The sequence below is a fragment of the Caulobacter sp. Root655 genome (assembly GCF_001427665.1).
In the GTDB taxonomy this organism is placed as follows: domain Bacteria; phylum Pseudomonadota; class Alphaproteobacteria; order Caulobacterales; family Caulobacteraceae; genus Caulobacter.
Genome location: NZ_LMHC01000027.1, coordinates 108,657 through 128,294, shown reverse-complemented (window position 1 = coordinate 128,294; position 19,638 = coordinate 108,657). Strand labels below are relative to the sequence as shown.

The 19,638-nt window shown below is 69.3% G+C and carries 20 protein-coding genes; 10 read left to right on the top strand and 10 right to left on the bottom strand.

Features of this window, described 5'->3' with window-relative positions; all coding sequences use genetic code 11:
• Positions 1 to 4: 4 nt before the first annotated feature.
• From ASD79_RS22280 to ybaK, 3 genes are all read left to right on the top strand, one after another.
• Positions 5 to 1,507 (top strand): tryptophan halogenase family protein, encoded by a 1,503-nt coding sequence (locus ASD79_RS22280; protein ID WP_056725756.1) that lies wholly within the window; start codon positions 5 to 7, stop codon positions 1,505 to 1,507.
• Between the two features lie 371 nt (positions 1,508 to 1,878).
• Positions 1,879 to 4,347 carry an exo 1,3/1,4-beta-D-glucan glucohydrolase gene (locus ASD79_RS22275; protein WP_056725754.1) on the top strand — a complete coding sequence of 823 codons (2,469 nt, stop codon included), beginning with the start codon at positions 1,879 to 1,881 and terminating at the stop codon, positions 4,345 to 4,347.
• 46 nt (positions 4,348 to 4,393) lie between these two features.
• On the top strand, positions 4,394 to 4,873 hold the full coding sequence (gene ybaK, locus ASD79_RS22270; RefSeq protein ID WP_056725753.1) for a Cys-tRNA(Pro) deacylase: 480 nt from the start codon (positions 4,394 to 4,396) through the stop codon (positions 4,871 to 4,873).
• Between the two features lie 168 nt (positions 4,874 to 5,041).
• Here the strand turns inward: ybaK and ASD79_RS22265 are convergent, their stop codons facing one another.
• The 4 genes from ASD79_RS22265 to ASD79_RS22255 all read right to left on the bottom strand — a co-directional run bounded on the left by ASD79_RS22265 (position 5,042) and on the right by ASD79_RS22255 (position 8,492).
• The gene (locus ASD79_RS22265) at positions 5,042 to 5,317 is read right to left on the bottom strand and encodes a YjhX family toxin (RefSeq protein ID WP_056725751.1); all 276 of its coding nucleotides are present in this window, start codon (positions 5,315 to 5,317) and stop codon (positions 5,042 to 5,044) included.
• A 348-nt stretch (positions 5,318 to 5,665) separates the two neighbouring features.
• Positions 5,666 to 7,669 carry an AsmA family protein gene (locus tag ASD79_RS22260; protein WP_056725748.1) on the bottom strand — a complete coding sequence of 668 codons (2,004 nt, stop codon included), beginning with the start codon at positions 7,667 to 7,669 and terminating at the stop codon, positions 5,666 to 5,668.
• 222 nt (positions 7,670 to 7,891) lie between these two features.
• Positions 7,892 to 7,996 (bottom strand): hypothetical protein, encoded by a 105-nt coding sequence (locus ASD79_RS25260; protein WP_235524556.1) that lies wholly within the window; start codon positions 7,994 to 7,996, stop codon positions 7,892 to 7,894.
• A gap of 82 nt (positions 7,997 to 8,078) precedes the next feature.
• Positions 8,079 to 8,492: a hypothetical protein gene (locus ASD79_RS22255; RefSeq protein ID WP_056725746.1), complete on the bottom strand. Its 414-nt coding sequence runs from the start codon at positions 8,490 to 8,492 to the stop codon at positions 8,079 to 8,081.
• A gap of 130 nt (positions 8,493 to 8,622) precedes the next feature.
• On the opposite strand from ASD79_RS22255, the gene ASD79_RS22250 reads away from it, so the two are divergent.
• From ASD79_RS22250 to ASD79_RS22240, 3 genes are all read left to right on the top strand, one after another.
• Positions 8,623 to 9,264 carry an HAD-IA family hydrolase gene (locus tag ASD79_RS22250; protein WP_056725744.1) on the top strand — a complete coding sequence of 214 codons (642 nt, stop codon included), beginning with the start codon at positions 8,623 to 8,625 and terminating at the stop codon, positions 9,262 to 9,264.
• Positions 9,265 to 9,293: 29 nt separating this feature from the next.
• Positions 9,294 to 9,578, top strand: a complete 285-nt coding sequence (locus ASD79_RS22245; protein WP_056725742.1) for a 4a-hydroxytetrahydrobiopterin dehydratase — start codon at positions 9,294 to 9,296, stop codon at positions 9,576 to 9,578.
• Positions 9,579 to 9,856: 278 nt separating this feature from the next.
• Complete coding sequence (locus tag ASD79_RS22240) at positions 9,857 to 10,642, top strand: SDR family oxidoreductase (protein WP_056725739.1); 786 nt, start codon at positions 9,857 to 9,859, stop codon at positions 10,640 to 10,642.
• A gap of 158 nt (positions 10,643 to 10,800) precedes the next feature.
• Here ASD79_RS22240 and ASD79_RS22235 read toward each other — a convergent pair whose 3' ends face one another.
• Together ASD79_RS22235 and ASD79_RS22230 are read right to left on the bottom strand one after the other, a co-directional pair.
• Positions 10,801 to 11,358: an ActR/PrrA/RegA family redox response regulator transcription factor gene (locus tag ASD79_RS22235; RefSeq protein ID WP_007671868.1), complete on the bottom strand. Its 558-nt coding sequence runs from the start codon at positions 11,356 to 11,358 to the stop codon at positions 10,801 to 10,803.
• An 89-nt stretch (positions 11,359 to 11,447) separates the two neighbouring features.
• A complete protein-coding gene (locus ASD79_RS22230) occupies positions 11,448 to 12,848 on the bottom strand; it encodes an ActS/PrrB/RegB family redox-sensitive histidine kinase (RefSeq protein ID WP_056725737.1) in 1,401 nt (466 codons plus the stop codon).
• 54 nt (positions 12,849 to 12,902) lie between these two features.
• Between ASD79_RS22230 and ASD79_RS22225 the strand changes: the two genes are divergently transcribed.
• Both ASD79_RS22225 and ASD79_RS22220 read left to right on the top strand, forming a co-directional pair.
• Positions 12,903 to 13,496: an SCO family protein gene (locus ASD79_RS22225; RefSeq protein ID WP_056725735.1), complete on the top strand. Its 594-nt coding sequence runs from the start codon at positions 12,903 to 12,905 to the stop codon at positions 13,494 to 13,496.
• A gap of 88 nt (positions 13,497 to 13,584) precedes the next feature.
• On the top strand, positions 13,585 to 14,841 hold the full coding sequence (locus ASD79_RS22220; RefSeq protein ID WP_056725733.1) for a polyhydroxyalkanoate depolymerase: 1,257 nt from the start codon (positions 13,585 to 13,587) through the stop codon (positions 14,839 to 14,841).
• A 10-nt stretch (positions 14,842 to 14,851) separates the two neighbouring features.
• Here ASD79_RS22220 and ASD79_RS22215 read toward each other — a convergent pair whose 3' ends face one another.
• Positions 14,852 to 15,163, bottom strand: coding sequence for a hypothetical protein (locus ASD79_RS22215; RefSeq protein ID WP_056725731.1), 312 nt, complete (start codon positions 15,161 to 15,163; stop codon positions 14,852 to 14,854).
• Between the two features lie 106 nt (positions 15,164 to 15,269).
• Here ASD79_RS22215 and ASD79_RS22210 point away from each other — a divergent pair, with 106 nt between their 5' ends.
• Complete coding sequence (locus ASD79_RS22210; protein WP_056725729.1) at positions 15,270 to 15,989, top strand: SprT family zinc-dependent metalloprotease; 720 nt, start codon at positions 15,270 to 15,272, stop codon at positions 15,987 to 15,989.
• 43 nt (positions 15,990 to 16,032) lie between these two features.
• Here ASD79_RS22210 and ASD79_RS22205 read toward each other — a convergent pair whose 3' ends face one another.
• Positions 16,033 to 17,061, bottom strand: a complete 1,029-nt coding sequence (locus ASD79_RS22205) for a trans-acting enoyl reductase family protein (RefSeq protein ID WP_056725727.1) — start codon at positions 17,059 to 17,061, stop codon at positions 16,033 to 16,035.
• A 105-nt stretch (positions 17,062 to 17,166) separates the two neighbouring features.
• On the opposite strand from ASD79_RS22205, the gene ASD79_RS22200 reads away from it, so the two are divergent.
• The gene (locus ASD79_RS22200) at positions 17,167 to 17,817 is read left to right on the top strand and encodes a TetR/AcrR family transcriptional regulator (RefSeq protein WP_056725725.1); all 651 of its coding nucleotides are present in this window, start codon (positions 17,167 to 17,169) and stop codon (positions 17,815 to 17,817) included.
• A gap of 855 nt (positions 17,818 to 18,672) precedes the next feature.
• On the opposite strand, the gene cysQ is transcribed toward ASD79_RS22200, so the two are convergent.
• Together cysQ and ASD79_RS22190 are read right to left on the bottom strand one after the other, a co-directional pair.
• Positions 18,673 to 19,449, bottom strand: coding sequence for a 3'(2'),5'-bisphosphate nucleotidase CysQ (cysQ, locus tag ASD79_RS22195; RefSeq protein WP_056725722.1), 777 nt, complete (start codon positions 19,447 to 19,449; stop codon positions 18,673 to 18,675).
• Positions 19,450 to 19,638, bottom strand: a complete 189-nt coding sequence (locus ASD79_RS22190) for a DUF3553 domain-containing protein (protein ID WP_085954905.1) — start codon at positions 19,636 to 19,638, stop codon at positions 19,450 to 19,452. It abuts the gene before it with no gap.

The window sequence follows — 19,638 nt, the reverse complement described above, 5'->3', positions numbered from 1 at the left end:
CGTCATGACCGACAGAGCCATCAAGTCCATCGCCATCGTCGGCGGCGGCACGGCCGGCTGGATGGCCGCGTCCCTGCTGGCCCAGACGCTGCGGGGAACGGGTTGCGCCATCACCCTGATCGAGTCGCCGGACATCGGCATCGTCGGGGTGGGCGAGGCGACCATCCCGCCGATCCTCGACTTCCTGAAGCTGATCGAGGTCGACCTCGACGCCTTCCTCCAGGCCACCCAGGCCACGTTCAAGCTGGGTATCAAGTTCCAGGATTGGAGCCGGGTCGGCGAAAGCTACTGGCACCCGTTCGGATCGTTCGGCGTGTCGATCGACCGCCGTCCCTTCCACCATGTCTGGCACAAGGCGCGGACCGAGGGTCTGGACATGGCCGTGCCGGACTTCAGCCTGGCCGCCGCCCTGGGCGAGGCCGGGCGCTTCGCCCCTCCCGACCCAAGGGCCGGCGGCCCGCTGGCCGGCCTGCGCCACGCCCTGCATTTCGACGCCGCTCTGGTGGCGAAGTTCCTGCGCGACCACGCCGAGCGCCGCGGCGTGCGGCGGCTGGAACGCGAGGTCGCCCGCGCCGTCCTGCGCGACGACGGCTTCATCGACGCCCTGACCCTGACCGACGGCGAGCAGGTCAAGGCCGACTTCTACATCGACTGCAGCGGCCTTCGCGGCCTGCTGATCGAGCAGGCGCTGGAAACCGGCTACGAGGACTGGACACGGTGGCTGCCCTGCGATCGGGCCATCGCCGCGCCGACCGCCCACGCCGGCCCGCCCGCGCCCTACACCCTGGCCGTGGCCCAGGACGCCGGCTGGCGCTGGAAGATCCCGCTGCGACACCGGGTGGGCAACGGCTATGTCTATGCCAGCCAGGCGATCGACGACGAGACGGCCTTGAGCGAACTGCTGGCGGCGATCGGCGAGCCCCTGGCCGAGCCCCGCAAGCTGCGGTTCACCACCGGCCGGCGCAAGGCGTTCTGGAACCGCAACTGCGTGGCGCTGGGCCTGGCCTCGGGCTTCCTGGAGCCGCTGGAATCGACCAGCATCCACCTGGTGTGCAGCGGTCTCTACAAGCTGCTGGACCATTTCCCCGATCGGGACTTCGCGCCGTCCAACATCGCCGCCTACAACCGGGCGCTGGTCGCCGAGTACGAGACCTTCCGCGACTTCATCGTGCTGCACTATTGCGCCACCGCGCGCGACGACACTCCGTTCTGGCGTGATCGGGCCGAGGCGTCGATCCCCGACAGCCTGGCCGAACGGATGGAACTCTACCGGGCCTGCGGACGGATCGACACCCGGCCCGGCGAGCTCTTCACCGACCTGTCCTGGTTCTACGTGCTCGAGGGCATGGGTCTGCGACCGCGGGCCCACGACCCGCTGGTCGACGCCTCCGACTTCCGCCAGGTCCGCGCGATCCTGCCGCGCCTGGCCCAGCAGGTCGCCACCGTCGTGGCGCAAAGTCCCACCCATCAGGCGGCGCTCGGCGCGGGCCGATCCGTCGCGGCCTAGTCCCAAAGGAAGCGCCGAATTCACCTCGCCCGAAGATACCGGTACCTTTTAAATGGACAGCGCTGTCAACGTGTGATGAGCTTTACGCAACGAGAGGACCGAGAGGCCCCGTCGAACAGGGAAGGAAACCACTCACGCCTCCCGTGTCGCGCCCGCATGGCGCGTCGCGGGCGCGTTCAGGATCGACTTTCATCCCGCTCCAGCGCCGCCACTCGGCGGGGATGACGCCTGTCCGGCCGATCTCGGCGGGCAAGCGGCTGGACCCCTTGTCATCGGGGGCTCTCCAACCTTCGGCGCGGCGAAGTTCTCCTCGCCGCGCCGATTTTTTCGCCACGGCGCTGACCGTCGCGCTGCTCTCTCGAAGGTGTTGAATGATCGTCCGCCGTCCGCTCCGTCGCGTCCTGCTTGTGACCCTCGCGGCCTCGACCGCCCTGGCTGGGGTCGCGGCCTCGGCCCAGACCGCCTCGCCCGTGGCCACGCCCGCTCGCTGGCCCCAGGCCCACAGCCCGGCGGCGATCACCGACGCCAGGACCGAGGCTTTCGTCCGTGACCTGATGAGCAAGATGACATTGGAGGAAAAGGTCGGCCAGACCATCCAGGGCGACATCGCCTCGATGACGCCGGAAGACCTTCGGACCTATCCGTTGGGCTCGATCCTGGCCGGCGGCAACTCGGCGCCCGGCGGCGACGATCGCGCGCCGCCCAAAGCCTGGACCGACCTGATCGACGCCTATCGCGCGGAGTCGCTGGCGGCGCGGCCTGGCCACACGCCGATCCCCCTCCTGTTCGGCATCGACGCCGTGCACGGTCACAACAACATCGTCGGCGCGACCATCTTCCCGCACAATATCGGCCTGGGCGCGGCCCGCGACCCCGACCTGATCCGCCGCATCGGCGTCGCCACGGCCGAGGAGGTGGCGGCGGTCGGCGGCGACTGGACCTTCGGTCCCACGGTGGCCGTGCCGCGCGACGACCGCTGGGGTCGCAGCTACGAGGGCTATGCCGAGGACCCCGAGGTCGTGAAGTCCTATGCCGGTCCGATGACCCTGGGCCTGCAGGGCGAACTGAAGGCCGGCCAGACCCTGGGCAGCGGTCATATCGCCGGCTCGGCCAAGCACTTCCTGGCCGACGGCGGCACGGAAGGCGGCCGTGACCAGGGCGACGCGCGGATTCCGGAAGAAGAGCTGATCCGGGTCCACGCCCAGGGCTACCCGCCCAGCATCGACGCCGGCATCCTGACGGTCATGGCCTCGTTCTCCAGCTGGAACGGCCAGAAGATCACCGGCAACAAGAGCCTGATCACCGACGTCTTGAAGGGCCGGATGGGCTTCGAGGGTTTCGTGGTCAGCGACTGGAACGCCCACGGACAGCTTTCGGATTGCACCAACGCCAGTTGCCCGCAGGCGATGAACGCCGGCCTGGACATGTACATGGCGCCCGACAGCTGGAAGCCGCTCTATGTCAGCACCCTGGCCCAGGTGAAGTCGGGCGAGATCCCGATGGCGCGGCTGGACGACGCCGTGCGCCGCATCCTGCGGGTCAAGGTCAAGGCCGGGCTGTTCGAACGGGTCGCCCCGACGACGCAGGGCCGGTTCGACCGTCTCGGCGCCCCCGACCACCGCGCCCTGGCCCGCGAGGCGGTGGCCAAGTCGCTGGTGCTGCTGAAGAACCAGGGCGTGCTGCCGATCAAGCCCGGCGCCCGGGTGCTGGTGGCCGGAGCCGCCGACGACATCGGCAAGGCGGCCGGCGGCTGGACCCTGACCTGGCAGGGGACCGGCAACAAGAACAGCGACTTCCCGCATGGCCAGTCGATCTGGGCCGGCCTGTCGGAGGCGGTGGCGGCCAGCGGCGGCCAGGCCGAGCTGGCGCCGGACGGCAAGTTCAAGACCCGGCCGGACGTCGCCATCGTGGTGTTCGGCGAGGACCCCTATGCCGAGTTCCAGGGCGACGTCGCCAACCTGGGCTACCAGCTGGCCGACAAGACCGACCTGGCCCTGCTCAAGGCGCTCAAGGCCCAGGGCATCCCCGTCGTCTCGGTGTTTCTGTCGGGCCGGCCGCTGTGGACCAATCCCGAGATCAACGCCTCGGACGCCTTCGTCGCCGCCTGGCTGCCGGGCAGCGAGGGCGGCGGGGTGGCCGACGTGCTGGTGGCCGGCAAGGACGGCAAGCCCAGGCGCGACTTCCAGGGCAAGCTGGGCTTCTCCTGGCCCAAGCGCGCCGACCAGGGCCCGCTGAACCGCGGCCAGCCGGGCTATGACCCGCAGTTCGCCTATGGCTACGGCCTGTCCTACGCCCACGGCGGCAAGGTCGCGGCCTTGCCGGAGGATCCGGGCCAGGTGGCGACCGCCGGCAGCGTCGACCGCTACTTCGTCGCCGGTCGTGCCCCAGCCCCGTGGATGATCGATTTCCAGGGCTCGGGCAGCGTCAAGGCCATCGACGCCGGAGCGCAGGAGAACGCCCGCCAGGCCGTCTGGACCGGTCAGGGCATGCTGGCCATCCATGGACCGCCGGTCGACCTGTCGCGGCAGACGACGGGGGACATGGCGGTCCAGGTCCGCTATCGCGTCGACGCCGGCCCCGCCAAGCCGGTGACGATGAGCATCGGCTGCAGCGACGCCGCCGCCTGCGGCGGAACGCTGGACGTCACGCCGCTGATGGTGATGTCCGCCGGACCTGAGTGGCGCAGCGTCAAGATCAAGCTGTCCTGCTTCCAGGCGGCGGGCGCCAAGATGGACCACGTCACCGCGCCGTTCGTGGTCGGCACGGATGGGCCGTTCGCCCTGTCGGTCGCCGAGGTGAAGTTGGCGTCCAACGAGGGCGACGCGGTCTGTCCCCGATAGGAACGGCCGAAGTGACGAACCGGTGCGGGCCTGGCTATAGTGAGCCATGTCCCGCACCACGCCCGCGACGCTCGCCCTGACCAAGGCCGGGGTCGATTTCACGGTCCACGCCTACGACTATGACCCCGACGCGGCGAGCATCGGCCTCGCGGCGGCGGAAGCGCTGGGCGAGGACCCCGGCCGGGTGCTCAAGACCCTGATGGCGCTGGTCGACGGCAAGCCGGTGCTGGTGGTCGCGCCCTCGGACCGCGAGGTCGCGATGAAGCGGCTGGCGGCGGCGGTCGGCGGCAAGTCGGCGACGATGATGAAGCCCGCCGACGCCGAACGGATCAGCGGCTACAAGGTCGGCGGCATCAGCCCGTTCGGCCAGCGCAAGCCGCTGCCGGTGGTGATCGAGGCCGACGCCCTGGCGCAGCCCTATGTCTATATCAACGGCGGCCAGCGCGGCCTGCAGGTGCGGCTGGACCCGAACGCGGCCGTGGCCGTGCTCAAGGCCGTGGCCGCCGAGGTCTCGACCGCGTCCTGAGGCGCTCTAGACAGCATGCATTGCCGGGCTGCTTTCGGCGAGCGCCTTGCGTCCTTCGAGGCTTCCCCCGGATCAAGTCCGGGGTGCGCACCTCAGGATGAGGAAAACAGCACAACGCTCCTCATCCTGAGGCGCCCTCCAACGGAGGGCCTCGAAGGACGCAGGACGCTACCAGCCGCGCGCGGTCACCCGGTTGTCGAGCTGGGAGCGCAGGTTGACCGCCCCCGCCCGGGTAATGCGGTAAGGCGCGCCGCCGGAACTGGCGATGAACCGGCGCTTCTTCAGGGCCTTGAAGACGCTCAGGCTGCAATCGGACAGGCGCCAGCCCTCGCGAGTGAGGCAGTCGACGCCGACGACGCGGCCGTGGTCGTCGCGCAGGAGTTCGATGCGGGCGCCCTGCGCCAGCGCGTGCAGCGTGCGTTGCTGCGGCTTGGAAATGTTCAAGGAAATGGTCCGAGGATCGAGGCGTGGGAACGCGCGCTCTGGAGCCTCTACGAGGCTCCGGCCCTCAAGTCTGGACACACCAAAGGCGCGTCCGGGCGCGGCACGCGGACGGATCGGGGCCTGATCGACTTACGAACCGAGGTTCGGAGCCTTAGGCCCGGGCCTCACACACAATCTCGGACATAAAACCACCGTTGGAGAGATGACGGAGCAAGTTTAGCGCATCGCTCTCGTCCGTCATCCCCCGCTTTATGCGGGGGACCCAAGCCGAGCCGGCCTGTGTCTCCACGGCAACGCCGCCTGGGTCCCCCGAACTCGTCGGGGGATGACGACCGTTGGGGGGAAAACCTATTTCTTCTTCACCTTGGCCGGCGTGGTCTGGGCGACCTTGACCGGGGCGCCGTCGCCGCGCGCCTCGGCGATCAGGCTGGCGCAGTCGGCGTTCTTGGCCTCGCCGCCGGTGACGAACGGCAGGATGGCGGCCAGGGGCGAGAGCAGCGTCCCCAGCGCCACGGCCACCCCGCCCTGGGCCACTGCGGAGCCGGTGTCGAGCCCGACCTTCGGCGCCAGGAGCGGCCCCCTGATGGTGATCGGGATGAACAGCCGCACCAGGCGCGGCTTCTTGCTGTCGCCCTCGATCCGCAGATCCAGCTTCTCATTCTGGAGATCGATCGATCCCTTGCCCTTGGCCAGCACCACCCCGGTGTCGGCGACGATCCGGTTGGCGCGCATCACCCCATCCCTGACGCTGAAGTCGGCCACGGCGCAGCGGACGCTGGTCTGGCGGTTGTCCTTGCTGAGCAGCAGGATCAGGCCCTTGGAGGCGTTGACGCCCAGCAGTTCGGCGAAGGCCTGGCGGATCTCGCCCTTGGGCGAGACGATCGTCACCTGGCCGTTGGCGCTGGAGGCGGCCCGGTGCATCGAATTGCCGTAGCCGGTCAGCCTGGCGCGCGCCATCACCCCGCCCTCGATCGCCGGCTGGCCGCCGCTGCGGATCGGGATGAAGTCCTCCAGCTTGGCGTTGGTCAGGCGCAGGTCGAGGTCGGTGCGCGGAACCTTGGGGTTGGCGTCCAGCCGCACCTTTCCGGCCAGGTCGCCGCGCGAGAAGGTGAAGGCGATCGGGTCCAGGATCAGCACGCCCTTGTCGAGCGTCAGGTCCACGCGCACCTTCTTCAGCGGCAGGTTGGGGGCGTTGACCGCCAGGGCGCGGTACTGGACCTTGGCGTCCATGGCCCGCACCCGTTCGACCTGCAGGGTGGCGTCGGGCAGCAGGCGCTGGGTGGCGTCGCGCTGAACGGCCTCGATCTTCTGGCCAGCCGAGGCGGTCTCGCCGCGCCCGGTGGCCGGGGCCGCGCCGACCAGGCTGCCCATGTCGTCGAAGTCGAGGCGGCGTGACTGCAGGTCGGCCTCGAGATAGGGCCGCTCGCGCCCCATCAGTACGAACAGGTCGCCTGAAACGTCGCTGTCGCCGACCCGGCCGGTCAGTTTCCGGAAGTCGAAACGCTGGCCCTCGCGGGTCAGGTGGCCGTTAATCCGGTAGGGCGGGGTGTTGGGCAAGGCCAGGCCGGTCAGGGTGTAGAGGCGGTTCAGGTCGGCGCCCGAGACGGTCACCTGGGCGTCGAAGCGGCCAAGGTCGAACGGCTTGGTGACCTGGCCCTTGGCCAGAACCCGGGTCGAGCCGGCCTCGACCCGGGCGTCGAACGGATAGGGCCGGCGCGGCGAGATGTTCAGCAGCGGGCCGCCGGTGACGACGGCGGTGAACGGCGCGCGGTTCAGTTGGCCCTTGCCCTCCAGCACGAACCTGCCCCGCCCGTCGCCGGTGGCGTGCTCGTTGGAACTGACCGTGCCGAGGAAGAAGACGTCGCGCCGCCGATCCTCGTAGCGCAGCGCGCCGTCATTGATCACGAAGTGCTGGATGGCCGGCAGCTTCAGCGGCCTTGGCGGCGCCTTGGGATCGCCGAACACCCAGTTGGCGCGACCCGAGGCCTCGCGCAGCAGGCGCACGTCGGGCTTGTCGACGATCAGCAGCGGCAGGACCACCTCGCCCTTGAGCAGGGGCGGCGCCTTGATCCGCACCGAGATGCGGTCGACCGTCGCCATGGGCTTGCCGGCGCCCTCGCCGGCCTTGGGGTCGCCGGTCTTGGACACCCAGTCGGGTTGGGCGATGCGGACGCCATAGGCCTCGGCGCCGGGCGACAACGACCAGGGATGAACCCTCAGGTCGCCGGCGATCACCACCTCGCGGTTCAGACGCACCGAGGCCAGACGGCCCACCGGTCCGCGGAACCAGTTCCAGTCGAAGACGACCAGAAAGACGATGATCGCCGCGAACAGCAGCGTGGCGCCGATCATCCCCCTGCGCGCGCTGGGCGGCAGGCCGCGCCAGTGCGTCACGGCCCTGCGATGCCAGGGCGCGGCGGCGAGTGCTGACGTTGGCGGCTGCGGCGACAGGATGGAACCTCCAGGTACCCATCCACAACGCGCGGATGGGGTCCCTATGTTCCGAACCCGGTCGACCGGTTGGGCATTCGTTGTTCAACCCGGCTCACACTTCCGCTCACTCCGACGAAGGCTCTAGTAGACGAGCCTCAGGCTGCCGACGGCCGCCGCCGCCAGCACAAAGGCCACGATGGCGACGATTTCATAGATCTTGAAAAGTGGCCCATTGGGCGATCGCATGCTGGTAGTCCCCCCGTCCCGATTTGATGCGTAAGCCCCCGCTCGCCGCAATCTCCAGGCCAAAAACTTGCTCGAAAACGCTCTACGGCCGCTTGCCCGGCCAGACCAGGAAGCCAGCCTCGTCGCGCCCGGCCACGCGATAGGTCGCGTAGGGCGGCCAGTACCCTCCCGCATGGTCCTCGCCGCCATGGGCTGGGCCGTCGTAGCGGCCGCTGTAGCGGTCGCCGCGCGGCGGCGGCCCCTCCTCGACGTCGAGAGGCTGACGGCCATGACCCCAACGGTCGAAGTCGCTCCATCCGCCCTCGCACTCAATACGCTCCCAGCGATAGGCGCCGCCCGGGCCGGTGATCCGGCGGACCACGCACTCGCCCGGACGGGTGTCCGCCGGCAGCAGCTGGGGATCGAGATAGAGGCCCGGACGGTCATGGGCCAGGGCGCCGCCGGACAGGCCGGCGGCGAGGATCAGGACCAGAACGGCGAGGCGACGGCGGACCATGGCGGGCACTCCAGAAGGGTTAACAAACCAGAGGCCGGTTCGGTTCGCCGCCGGTTTCACCCGCAACGCGAGCGTTGCCATGCTCGCCCGACCCGCCTAGCGTATAATCAAACAGTTGTTTGAGGCGGCCATGGCGATCGAAGCGGTGATCTGGGACTTCGGCGGGGTGTTCACCACCTCGCCCTTCGAGGCCTTCCGGCGGTTCGAGGCGCGGCGCGGCCTGCCCGCCGACTTCATCCGCGCGGTCAACGCCACCGACCCCGACACCAACGCCTGGGCCCTGTTCGAGCGCTCGGAAATCGACGCCGCCGGCTTCGACGCGATGTTCCTCGAAGAATCGACCCGGTTGGGCCACCCCCTGGCCGGCGCCGAGGTGCTGCCCCTGCTGTCGGGCGACATCCGGCCGCGCGTCGTGGCGGCGCTGAAGGCCTGCAAGGCGCGTTTCAAGGTCGGCTGCATCACCAACAACGTGGCTGCCGGCCACGGGACCGGCATGTCGGGCTCGGCCGAGAAGGCGGCGGCCGTCGCCGAGATCATCGGCGCGTTCGAGGTGGTGCTGGAAAGCTCCAAGGTCGGGGTGCGCAAGCCCGATCCGCGCATCTACCTGATGATGTGCGAGGCGTTGAAGGTCGCGCCCGGATCTTGCGTCTATCTCGACGACCTGGGGGTCAACTGCAAGCCGGCGGCGGCCCTGGGCATGACCGCCATCAAGGTCTCCACCGAGGCCCAGGCGCTCGAGGACCTTGCGGCGGCGACCGGTTTGGCGTTCTGACTGGAGAAAACCCCTCCGCAGGAGCCGCCATGTCCCGTCCCGCCAAGATCGGCGCGCCCGCCGCCCTCGCCCAGCTCGAAGGCTGGGCCGCCGTGTCCGAGAAGGACGCGATCGGCAAGACCTTCAAGTTCGCCGACTTCAACGCCGCCTTCGGCTTCATGACCCGCGTGGCCCTGATGGCCGACAAGCTCGACCACCATCCCGAATGGTTCAACGTCTACAACCGGGTCGAGGTGGTGCTGACCACCCACGACGCCGACGGGGTCAGTGAGCTGGACGTGACGATGGCGCGGTTCATGGATGGAATCGCCTAAGGCGCCGTGGATCGTTAGGCGTTTGACGCCGCGTGGCCGCCCTCGTCCTTCGACAAGCTGAGGATGAGGACGACTTGTAGGGCGGTTCAGTAGAATTCCTCATCCTGAGCTTGTCGAAGGACGAGGAATTCGGCCCGCGATCGTCAACTGCCCACAGAATCTAGGGCCCGGCGGCCCCCTCCGTCACGATGCGTATTCGCATCGCGCCACCTCCCCCGTTGCACGAGGGAGGAGTACAGTTCAAACTATCGTTTGAATTATAATCGGGAGGACGCCGCATGGCGCAGAGCACGGGCCGGGTCGCCGGCAAGAAGGCCTTCATCACCGGTGGGGCCCAGGGCCTGGGCGCGGCGGCCGCGCGGCGGCTGGCGCAGGAAGGCGCCAAGGTCTGCGTGGCCGACATCAACTTCGCCGGGGTCCAGGCCGTCGCGGCCGAGATCAACGCCGCCCACGGAGCCGGCACGGCCTTCGCCTTCGAACTGGACGTCACCAGCGAAGAGCAGTGGATCGAGGTGCTGGAAAAGGCTTCCGAGGCCATGGGCGGCCTGTCGGTGCTGGTCAACAACGCCGGGATCGGCGGCGACGGCCCGCTGGAGAGCCTCGACTTCGGCCTCTGGAAAAAGGTCATGTCGGTCAATGTCGACTCGGTGTTCCTGGGCGCCAAGCACGCCCTGACCCACATGCGCGCCCATCAGCCGGGCTCGATCATCAACCTCAGCTCGATCGCCGGCCTGATCGCCAACGGCAATTCGCCGGCCTACAACGCCTCCAAGGCGGCGGTCTGGCTGCTGAGCAAGAACATCGCCCTCTATTGCGCCAAGCAGAAGCTGGACATCCGCTCCAACTCGATCCACCCGACCTTCATCGACACCCCGATCCTCGACGGGTTCACGGCGCGATTCGGCAAGGAGGAGGCCCACGCCAAGCTGGCTCGGCAGGTCCCGCTGGGCCGCATCGGCGAGCCCCTGGATATCGCCAACGCCGTGCTCTACCTGGCCAGCGACGAGAGCAAGTTCATGACCGGCGCCGAGATCAAGGTCGACGGCGGCATCTCGGCGATGTGAGGAAGTAAGAAAAATCCTCTCCCCGTGGGAGAGGTGTCGGCGAAGCCGACGGAGAGGGGAGTTCGCGGGATCAGCCAAGCCTGGCTCGACCGTCGCGAACTCCCCCCACCGGTCGCTTCGCGACCGCCTCCCCCATAGGGGGAGGACCTCGGAAAACGCTACCGCGGCGCCCGCTTGGCCAGGATCCGCTGTAGCGTCCGTCGGTGCATGTTGAGCCGGCGCGCCGTCTCCGAAACGTTGTGGCCGCACATCTCGTAGACCCGCTGAATATGCTCCCACCGTACGCGGTCGGCGCTCATCGGATTTTCTGGCGGGACCGGCGCGGCGTCCTTGGCGGCCAGCAGGGCGCGAGCCACCTCGTCGGCGTCCGCCGGCTTGGAGAGATAATCGACCACCCCCGCCTTCACGGCCGCCACCGCCGTGGCGATGTTGCCGTAACCGGTCAGCATGATGATCTTGGCGTCGGCGCGGGCGTCGCGCACCGCCTCGACGACCTTCAGGCCGGTGCCGTCCTCGAGACGCATGTCGAGCACGGCATGGGCCGGGGCGTGACTTCGCAGGGAGCTCATCGCTTCGGCGACCGAAGCACAGAGCGTCACCGAAAACCCTCGTTGTTCGAGCGCCCGGCCCAGACGGGTCCGGAGGGGTGCGTCGTCGTCGAGCAAAAGCAAGCTCTTGTCCGGCAGGGCCGAAACCAGTTCACCGATGTCCGCCATGAATTCAGCGCCTCCCCGCGCCAATACTCAACCGGGTGTCGTACTGGGCATCTTGTCGCCCGATTCCAGATCGCTGCAAGTCTTTCATGTCACGCACCCACAAAGCCCGGCGCTTCAAGCGCCGATCGTGGCCAACGCGCCGCGACCACCGCGCCGCCACGTCGACCGTTCTTGAAATCCACGGTGGCGCCAGTTCGTTCCAACAGCGTCTTGGCGATGAAGAATCCCAGGCCCATGCCGATGTGGCCCGTCCTGGATCCCTCCGCCCCCGGACGGGAGGTGACATAGGGCTCGCCCAGCTTGGCCAGCACCTCCGGCGAGAAGCCGGGACCGTCGTCACGCACCTCGATCACCACCGCTCGGGCGTCGAACCGGGCGATGACGATGACCTCGGCGCGGGCGAAATCGACGGCGTTCTCGACGATCGAGGTCAGGGCGTGGATGATCTCGGCCCGCCGCCAGATGTCGGGAGCCGGCTCGCCGGACGGGCCGTTGACCACCGCCTCGACCCGGATCCCATGGATCATGTGCGGTTCGATCGTCTCGTGGACCAGCTGGACCAGGCTCATCCGCTCGTGCACGGCGTCCTTGGCCTCGGGCATCTCGGTCAGGCGTTGCAGGATCTCGCGGCAGCGGGCGGCCTGGCCGATCATCAGCTCGGCGTCCTCACGGGTCTGCGCGTCGGGGGCGTTGCGGACCATCTCGCGGGCGACGACCGAGATGGTGGCCAGGGGCGTGCCCAGTTCGTGGGCGGCGGCGGCGGCCAGGGCGCCCAGGGCCGACAGCCGCTGTTCGCGGGCCAGCACCGTCTCGGTGACGTTGAGCGCCAGCTCCATTCGCGCCGATTCCGTCGCCGCCTGCCAGGCATAGGCGCCGGTCAGGGCGATGCCCAGCACCCGCGACAGCACGATCGTCATCTGGGTCAGCACGCCGAGCGGCGGTCCGGGACCCGCCGAAGGGCGATAGGGCAGCGGCATGTGGACGAAGGCCAGGATCACGCAGACCGCCACGGCCAGGACGCCCAGCGCGGCGGCGAACCGGGCCGGCAGGGTGGCGGCCGCCAGGGTCACCGGGGCGATCAGCAGCAGCGAGAACGGATTGATGATCCCGCCTGTCAGGTAGAGCATCCCGGCCAGCTGCAGGACGTCGAAGGTGATCTGGGCGGTGGCCTCGCCCTCGCGGGCCATGCGCTGGCCGCCGAACGCCAGGCCGATCAGCACGTTCAGCCAGCCCGACAGGGCGATCAGGCTGAAGCACAGGGCGTAGGGCACCTTGAGATCCAGCACCACGCCGGCGAACAGCACCGCGATGGTCTGGCCAGCCACCATCAGCCAGCGCTGGGCGATCAGGGTGCGGACCCTCAGACGGCCACGGCGCAGCCCCGGTCCCGCCCACGACCAGTCCTCGTCTTGCGCCGTCTCCGCGTCGGGCCTATCGAGCCCCGTCCGAGACGAGTCATGCGGCGCATTCCTGGAAGAAGCGTCTGCCATGTCGCACCATAGAGCCAGATTTTCCCGTCTGGCGAGAGCGAAAGGTTCAAGGCCATGCCGCGTCATCGCGTAATCGCCATTCTGGCCGGCCTGGTGGCCGTGCTCCTGGCCGGCGGCCTGATCTTCAAGGCGGGCATTTTCGATCCCGCCCCGCCACCGGCCGCGGTCGGCGGACCCTTCTCGCTGGTCGACCAGGACGGACGCCCGACCACCGAGGCGGCGCTGAAAGGCCAGTGGAACGCGGTGTTCTTCGGGTTCACCTACTGCCCGGACGTCTGCCCCGGCACCCTGCAGGCCCTGGCCGCCGCCAGCGACCAGCTGGGCCCCAAGGCCAAGGACCTGAAGATCGTCATGATCTCGATCGATCCGGGCCGCGACACCCCCGCCCAGATGAAGACCTACCTGTCGGGCGACTACCTGCCCAAAAATACCTTGGGCCTGACCGGCACGCCCGAACAGACGGCCGCCGCCGCCAAGGCCTATCGCGTCTACGCCAAGAAGGTCGGCGACGGCCCCGACTACAGCATGGACCACTCCACGGCGGTCTATCTGGTCGATCCCAAGGGTCGCTTCGACCGGGTGATCGCCTACAATCTGCCGCCCGAGGAGATTGCCCGGCAGATCAAGGACGCGATGGCGGGGCGGTAGCCGGGAGACGACCTCACAGCTCTACCGGAAGGCGGTACTTTCTGGCGCTGCGGCATGTTATGTTGCGCCGCAACATATTGGATCTTCCATGCTGTACGCCCTGCACGAGGCGAGTTTCTACGCCTCCACGCCCCTTCGCCTGGCGGCCCGCGCCGCCCGTGACTTCTGGGGCTCGCCCCTGAACCCGGCCGCCAGCAGCGATCTGGGCCGCCGCATGCACGCTGGCGCCGACCTGTTCTCGAACGTCACTCGCCGCTACGGCAAGCCGGCCTGGAACATCGACACCGTCAAGGTCGGCCAGGTCGACGTGCGGGTGCGCCCGACCGTGGTCTGGGAAAGCCCGTGGGCGCGGTTGATCCAGTTCGACCGCGACATGTCCGACATGCGCCGGGCCGGCAAGTTCTCGCTGGACCCCGCCGTGCTGATCGTCGCGCCCCTTTCAGGTCACTACGCGACCCTGTTGCGTGGTACGGTCGAGGCCTTCCTGCCCGACCACGCGGTGTTCATCGTCGACTGGGTCAACGCCCGCGAGGTCTCGGTGCTCGAGGGCCGCTTCGACTTCCACGACTATATCGACCACATCCGCCAGATGCTGGCCGTCATGGGCCCGCGCCCCAACGTCGTGGCCGTCTGCCAGCCTGGCCCGCCGGTCCTGGCCGCCGCCGCCCTGATGGCGGAGGACAACGACCCCTCGCGCCCGGCCAGCATGACCTTCATGGGCTCGCCGATCGACGCGCGCCTGTCGCCGACCGTGACCAATAACCTGGCCGAGGAAAAGCCCTTCGCCTGGTTCCAGAGCAACATGATCTACACCGTGCCCGCGCCCTATCCGGGCATGGGCCGGCGCGTCTATCCGGGCTTCGTGCAACTGGCCAGCTTCATGAGCATGAACGCCGAGAAGCACCAGGATGCCCACCGCCGCTACTTCCAGGATCTGGTGAAGGGCGACGGCGACAGCGCCGACAAGCACCTGGAATTCTACGACGAGTACCTGTCGGTGCTGGACCTGACCGAGGAATTCTACCTGCAGACCATCGACATCGTCTTCCAGCAGCATCTGCTGCCGAAGGGCGAGCTGACCCATCGTGGCCGACTGGTGAACCCCGAGGCGATCACCGACATCGGCCTGATGACGGTCGAGGGCGAGAACGACGACATCTCCGGCATCGGCCAGACCCAGGCCGCCCACGGCCTGTGCTCGAGCCTGCCCGAGGCCATGAAGGAGGACTACGTGCAGCCGGACGTCGGCCACTACGGGGTGTTCAACGGCCGCCGGTTCCGCGAGGAGATCTATCCGCGCGTCCGCGACTTCATCCGCAAGAACGACCCGAACTTCCAGAGCTGAGGCTCGCGGCTCAGCTGAACCCCGCCACGATCGCCGCGCCCAGCGCCAACAGCATGGCGCCGGCCAGCAGGAGGTTCAGCGCCAGGCCGGCCAGGAAGCCGCCGAGCCCGGGCCTGAGCCCGGCGCCGGCGGCGGCCAGGCAGAGGCTGACGATCAGCTGGGAGCGCCAAAGCGGGGCCTGCGGCTCCCAGATCGGACGGGACGGCCAGTCGATCCAATGCAAATAGACGTGCAATGCGCCGAGGGCGCAGGCCAGATACCAGACCGTCAACCGCCAGCGCCTGGCGCGCGCCCTGGCGCTATCGGGATCGATCGCCGCCATCCTCGTCTCCACGGCCTGGCATCGCGGGACGGATCATCGGGCATCCTGGGGCCTGGTCAAGGTCGCGCGTCTTGCGCGACGCACGGCAAGGGGCGATCTAGAGCACATGAATCTCTTCCGCCCGCAGCGCTATGCCGACGGTGACCGGTTGGACGTGCGCGGCTGCGCGGTGCGGCTGAAGGTCGACGGCCGGGCCCGGCGGATCTCGCTGCGGGTCGACCGCGCCAAGTCCGAGGTGGTGGCCCTGGCCCCCACCCCGCGTCGCCTGACCGAGGCCGTGGCCTTCGCCCACGAGAAGGCCGAATGGATCGCCGGCCAGCTGGCCGCCCTGCCCGGCCGCCAGGTCATCGCCCCCGGTGGAACCCTGCGCCTGCTGGGCCAGCCCTACCGCCTGGAGGTCGGCCCTGGCCGGCCCAGGATGACCGACGAGGCGCTGATCGCTCCCGACGACGCGGCCTGGAGCTTGCGGATTCTGCGACTGGCCAAGCGCGAGGCCCTGGCCAGCCTGACCGAACGCACCGCCCACCACGCCGCCGCCCTGGACCGTCCGACGCCGTCAGTGGCCATCGCCGACCCCAAGGCCCGCTGGGGCTCCTGCCGCCCGGCCCGCGCCGGCGCGCCGGCGGCGATCCGCTACAGTTGGCGGCTGGTGCTCGCGCCCTACGCGGTCGCCGACTATGTCGCGGCCCACGAATGCGCCCACCTCATCGAGGCCAACCATGGGCCAAGGTTCTGGGCGCTGTGCGAGCGGCTGGCTGGCGACCCGGCCCCGCACCGGGCCTGGCTGCGGGCCCACGCGGCCGAACTGCACGCCATCTCCGCCTGAGATGGCGCCGCCCCTTCCGGCGGGCGGAAGCGCGGGCGGCCGATCAGGCCAACAGGATATCGGGGGCCAGCGCCGCCAGGAAATCCTGGGCGTCGAAAAGCGCGCCCGGCGCGAAGACGCCGCCTCGCGCCGTCGGATCGTTCAGGATTCTCTCCACGGCCTCGACCACCAGGGGCGCGGTGACCGCATAGATGTCCTGCCCGCGGGCCGCCGCCCGACGCACCGTGCCGCCCTGGCGGACTTCGACCTCGACGCGGAACGTTTGCGCCGAGCGCCGGGACGCATCGGCCGGGACCGGCGGCGGCGTGGCGGCGTCGCGAAGATCGCGCAGCGGCGCGGTGTTCAAATAGCTGTGGAGCTCGGACACCTGGAGATGGCGGCCGATCAGGATTGTCTCGGTGAACGGCAACTCGATCATCTCTTGCGCGCCGAAGGATCCGGCGAACGACCAGACGGTGTTCGGGGCCGGATCGGCCAGCGGCCGCAGTTCCCCCTCGGAGAGCGTCAGCCGGCGGGCCGTGTTGCGCCGCCCCGTGACGCGCGTCCCCTCGGTCGGCTGCCAGCTGTCCAGGGCGATCCCGACACGGACCTCGTCGGCGCGGGTCCAGTCGCCCATCGCGGCCGTCGCCAGCAGGTCGCCCAGGCCGCCGTAGAAGCCCATGGCGGGAATGACGACGACGCCGGCCTCTTCCGCGGCCGCCGAATATCGCTCGAAGACCGCCTGGGCGCTGCCCTGCTCCGCCGTCACGTCGAGATAATGGATGCGCGCCCGCAGCGCCGCCGAGGCCAGGGGTTCGGCCGTGTCGAGGAACGGCCCGGCGCAGTTTATGACCGCGCCGGCCCCGTCGAGGGCGCGAGCCAGCGCGGCGGCGTCCTCGAGGTCGGCGACCTCTTGCCTGACGTCCGCCGGAAAGTCCGCCCCCGCCAGCTTCGCCGCGTCGCGCCCGATCGCGATGACCGCGAAACCGCGTCGCGACAGCTCCGCAACCACGAAGCGGCCCGTATGGCCGGACGCCCCGTAAACCGCGACCGTGGGCCGGACGCTCTCTGCCGTTGAAAGGCGATCGTTCATGACTTCCTCGCGCTACAGACCTGTCTGTTCGCATCAGATACAGACAGGTCTGTAGCGCGTCAAGCATGAGTCTGCTATTCTTCGTCCATGCAAGGAGAACAGCGGATGAGGACGGAGCAGGAGGCCGACCGGCCTGGTGAGGAACCAAGCCAGGTCGACGTACGCGAGCGGATTCTCGAGACCGCCTCCGACCTCTTCTACCGCCGGGGCGTGCGCGCGGTCGGCGTCGACACGGTCGTCGAGGCGGCCGGCGTCGCGAAGACCAGCCTCTATCGGTACTTCCGCACCAAGGACGACCTCATCGCCGCGTTCCTGCGGCGGGAGGACGAGGATTTCTGGGCGCACTGGGACGGCGTGGCGGCACGCCACGCGCAGGACGGCGAGGCCGAGCTCGAGGCGCACATGGCCTGGATCGGCGAGCGGGTCGGCCGGCCCCACTATCGCGGCTGCCCCCAATTGAACGTCGCCGCGGAGTTTCCGGAGGAAGATCACCCCGCCCGGGTGGTGGCCCGATCGCATAAGCAGCAGCTGCGCCGCCGCCTGCGGGGCATCGCCGAGCGGGCTCGGGTCGACCGGCCCGACGACCTCGCGGCCCAGTTGTCGGTGGTCATCAACGGGGCGTTCGTCAGCGCCGAGGTTCTGGCCGGCGACGACGCGACGTCGATCCTCCTCCAGATGACGCGCGCCCTGGTCGCGGCGGCTCGGAACGATCATCCGGGAGCGGCGCGGGGCGTTGTTGAAGCGGCGCGTCTCTGAACCCTCTCCCAGAGGGAGAGGGCGCAAGAAGGGGCCAACTTCGCGCGCTGTTTGCGCCTAACCGGCTGAAATCCCTCAACCCGCACCCCGCCTGTCCTCCCCTCCAAAACCCGCCGTATGCTTGATCTCACCTCGCCGCGGTGGAAAGGGCGCATGGCCAGCGACCGATGCGGCGGCGGGGGGCGATCGAGCGGGAAGCTCTGTCGGCGGTCCTTCGGGGCCAACCTTGCGTCTCTGGTGCTGGTCGAGCGTGGAACACAGATACGACGTGATGCGAGGGTCGGCGGAACAACAGGCGGGCGTTTAGCGCTCGCGGTCCGGGACCGGGNACCTTGCGTCTCTGGTGCTGGTCGAGCGTGGAACACAGATACGACGTGATGCGAGGGTCGGCGGAACAACAGGCGGGCGTTTAGCGCTCGCGGTCCGGGACCGGGTTTCGTTGACCTGGCCCGCCCGTCGGGGGCTTCAAGGCGGCGAGGCCCTAACAAAGGCTCAGCGCCGCAGGCTTCCGGAAAACGATGGCGCGGAGCGATCGGGCTTCGTCGAAACGGTTACTACTCACACACTCCGGACGGTGTCCGGCGCTCCGCGACCCTTTCCTCCGATCCGCTCACAGCCGATTTGGCGTGAGATCACACCCGCTTGCCCCCACCTGACCGCTTCGCGGTCTGTCAGCGGCGAGGGGGCGGAGCCGCGCGCACAGGGCTCTTCCCCCTATGGGGGAAGACGGCCGAAGGCCCGNGACCGCTTCGCGGTCTGTCAGCGGCGAGGGGGCGGAGCCGCGCGCACAGGGCTCTTCCCCCTATGGGGGAAGACGGCCGAAGGCCCGTAGGGGGCAAGGGCGTAAGCCGCCGCCTAGCCCCCGCGCGCCACGAACCAGCCGTTGCGGAAGCCCTGGTCGGCCTTGCCGTAGGTGAACGCCCCGCCGTCCGGGGTCGTGAACTTGCCGCCGGCGGCGGTCAGGATGGCGTGGCCGGCGGCGGTGTCCCACTCCATGGTCGGCCCGTGGCGCGGATAGATGTCGGCGGCGCCCTCGGCGATGCGCACCAGCTTGATCGAGCTGTCCATCGGAGCCCGCAGGTCGAAGCCGTATTCCGCCGCCAGCTCGGCCGCGCGCTCTTCCTTCATGGTGTGGCTGACCAGGGCCAGGGCCCGGCCTCGCGGCCACGGCCGGGCCCGGACCGCCGTCTCGGCGCCGCCGGGCGCTTCGCGCTTGAGCACGCCGGACGCGGTCGTGAACCACACCTCGCCGGTGGCGGGGGCGCAGATCGCGCCGGCCACCGGAGCGCCGTTGTCGATCAGGCCGATATTGACCGTGAAGTTGGGATCGCCGCGCACGAAGGCCTTGGTGCCGTCCACAGGATCGACCAGGAAGAACCGCGGGCCGATGGCGTCAGGCGTGCCAAACTCGCTGGCGTGCTCCTCGGAGATGGCCGGAATCTCGGGGAAGCGCTCGGCCAGCCGGGCCAGGATCAGCCGCTCGCCGGCCCGGTCGGCCTCGGTCACCGGGCTCTCGTCGGCCTTGCGGACCACGTCCAGCTCGGTGCGCCAGAACGGCAGGATGACCTGCGAGGCCGCCTCGACGATCGCCGCCAGGTCGCGGCCCATATCAGCCAGGTTCGGATTGCTCATTCAGGTCCCCCGGGGGTCGTCGCCGACGAAGACCAGGGTGACGCGCGTGGCGTCGACCGTCTGCTTGCCGGCGTCCTCGAAATTGACGGTCACGCGATGGCCGATCACCGATTGCACCTGGCCCAGGCCCCAGTCGGGCTGGTCGGGATGGCGCACGAGGACGCCGGGCTCGAGAAACGGATCCATGAT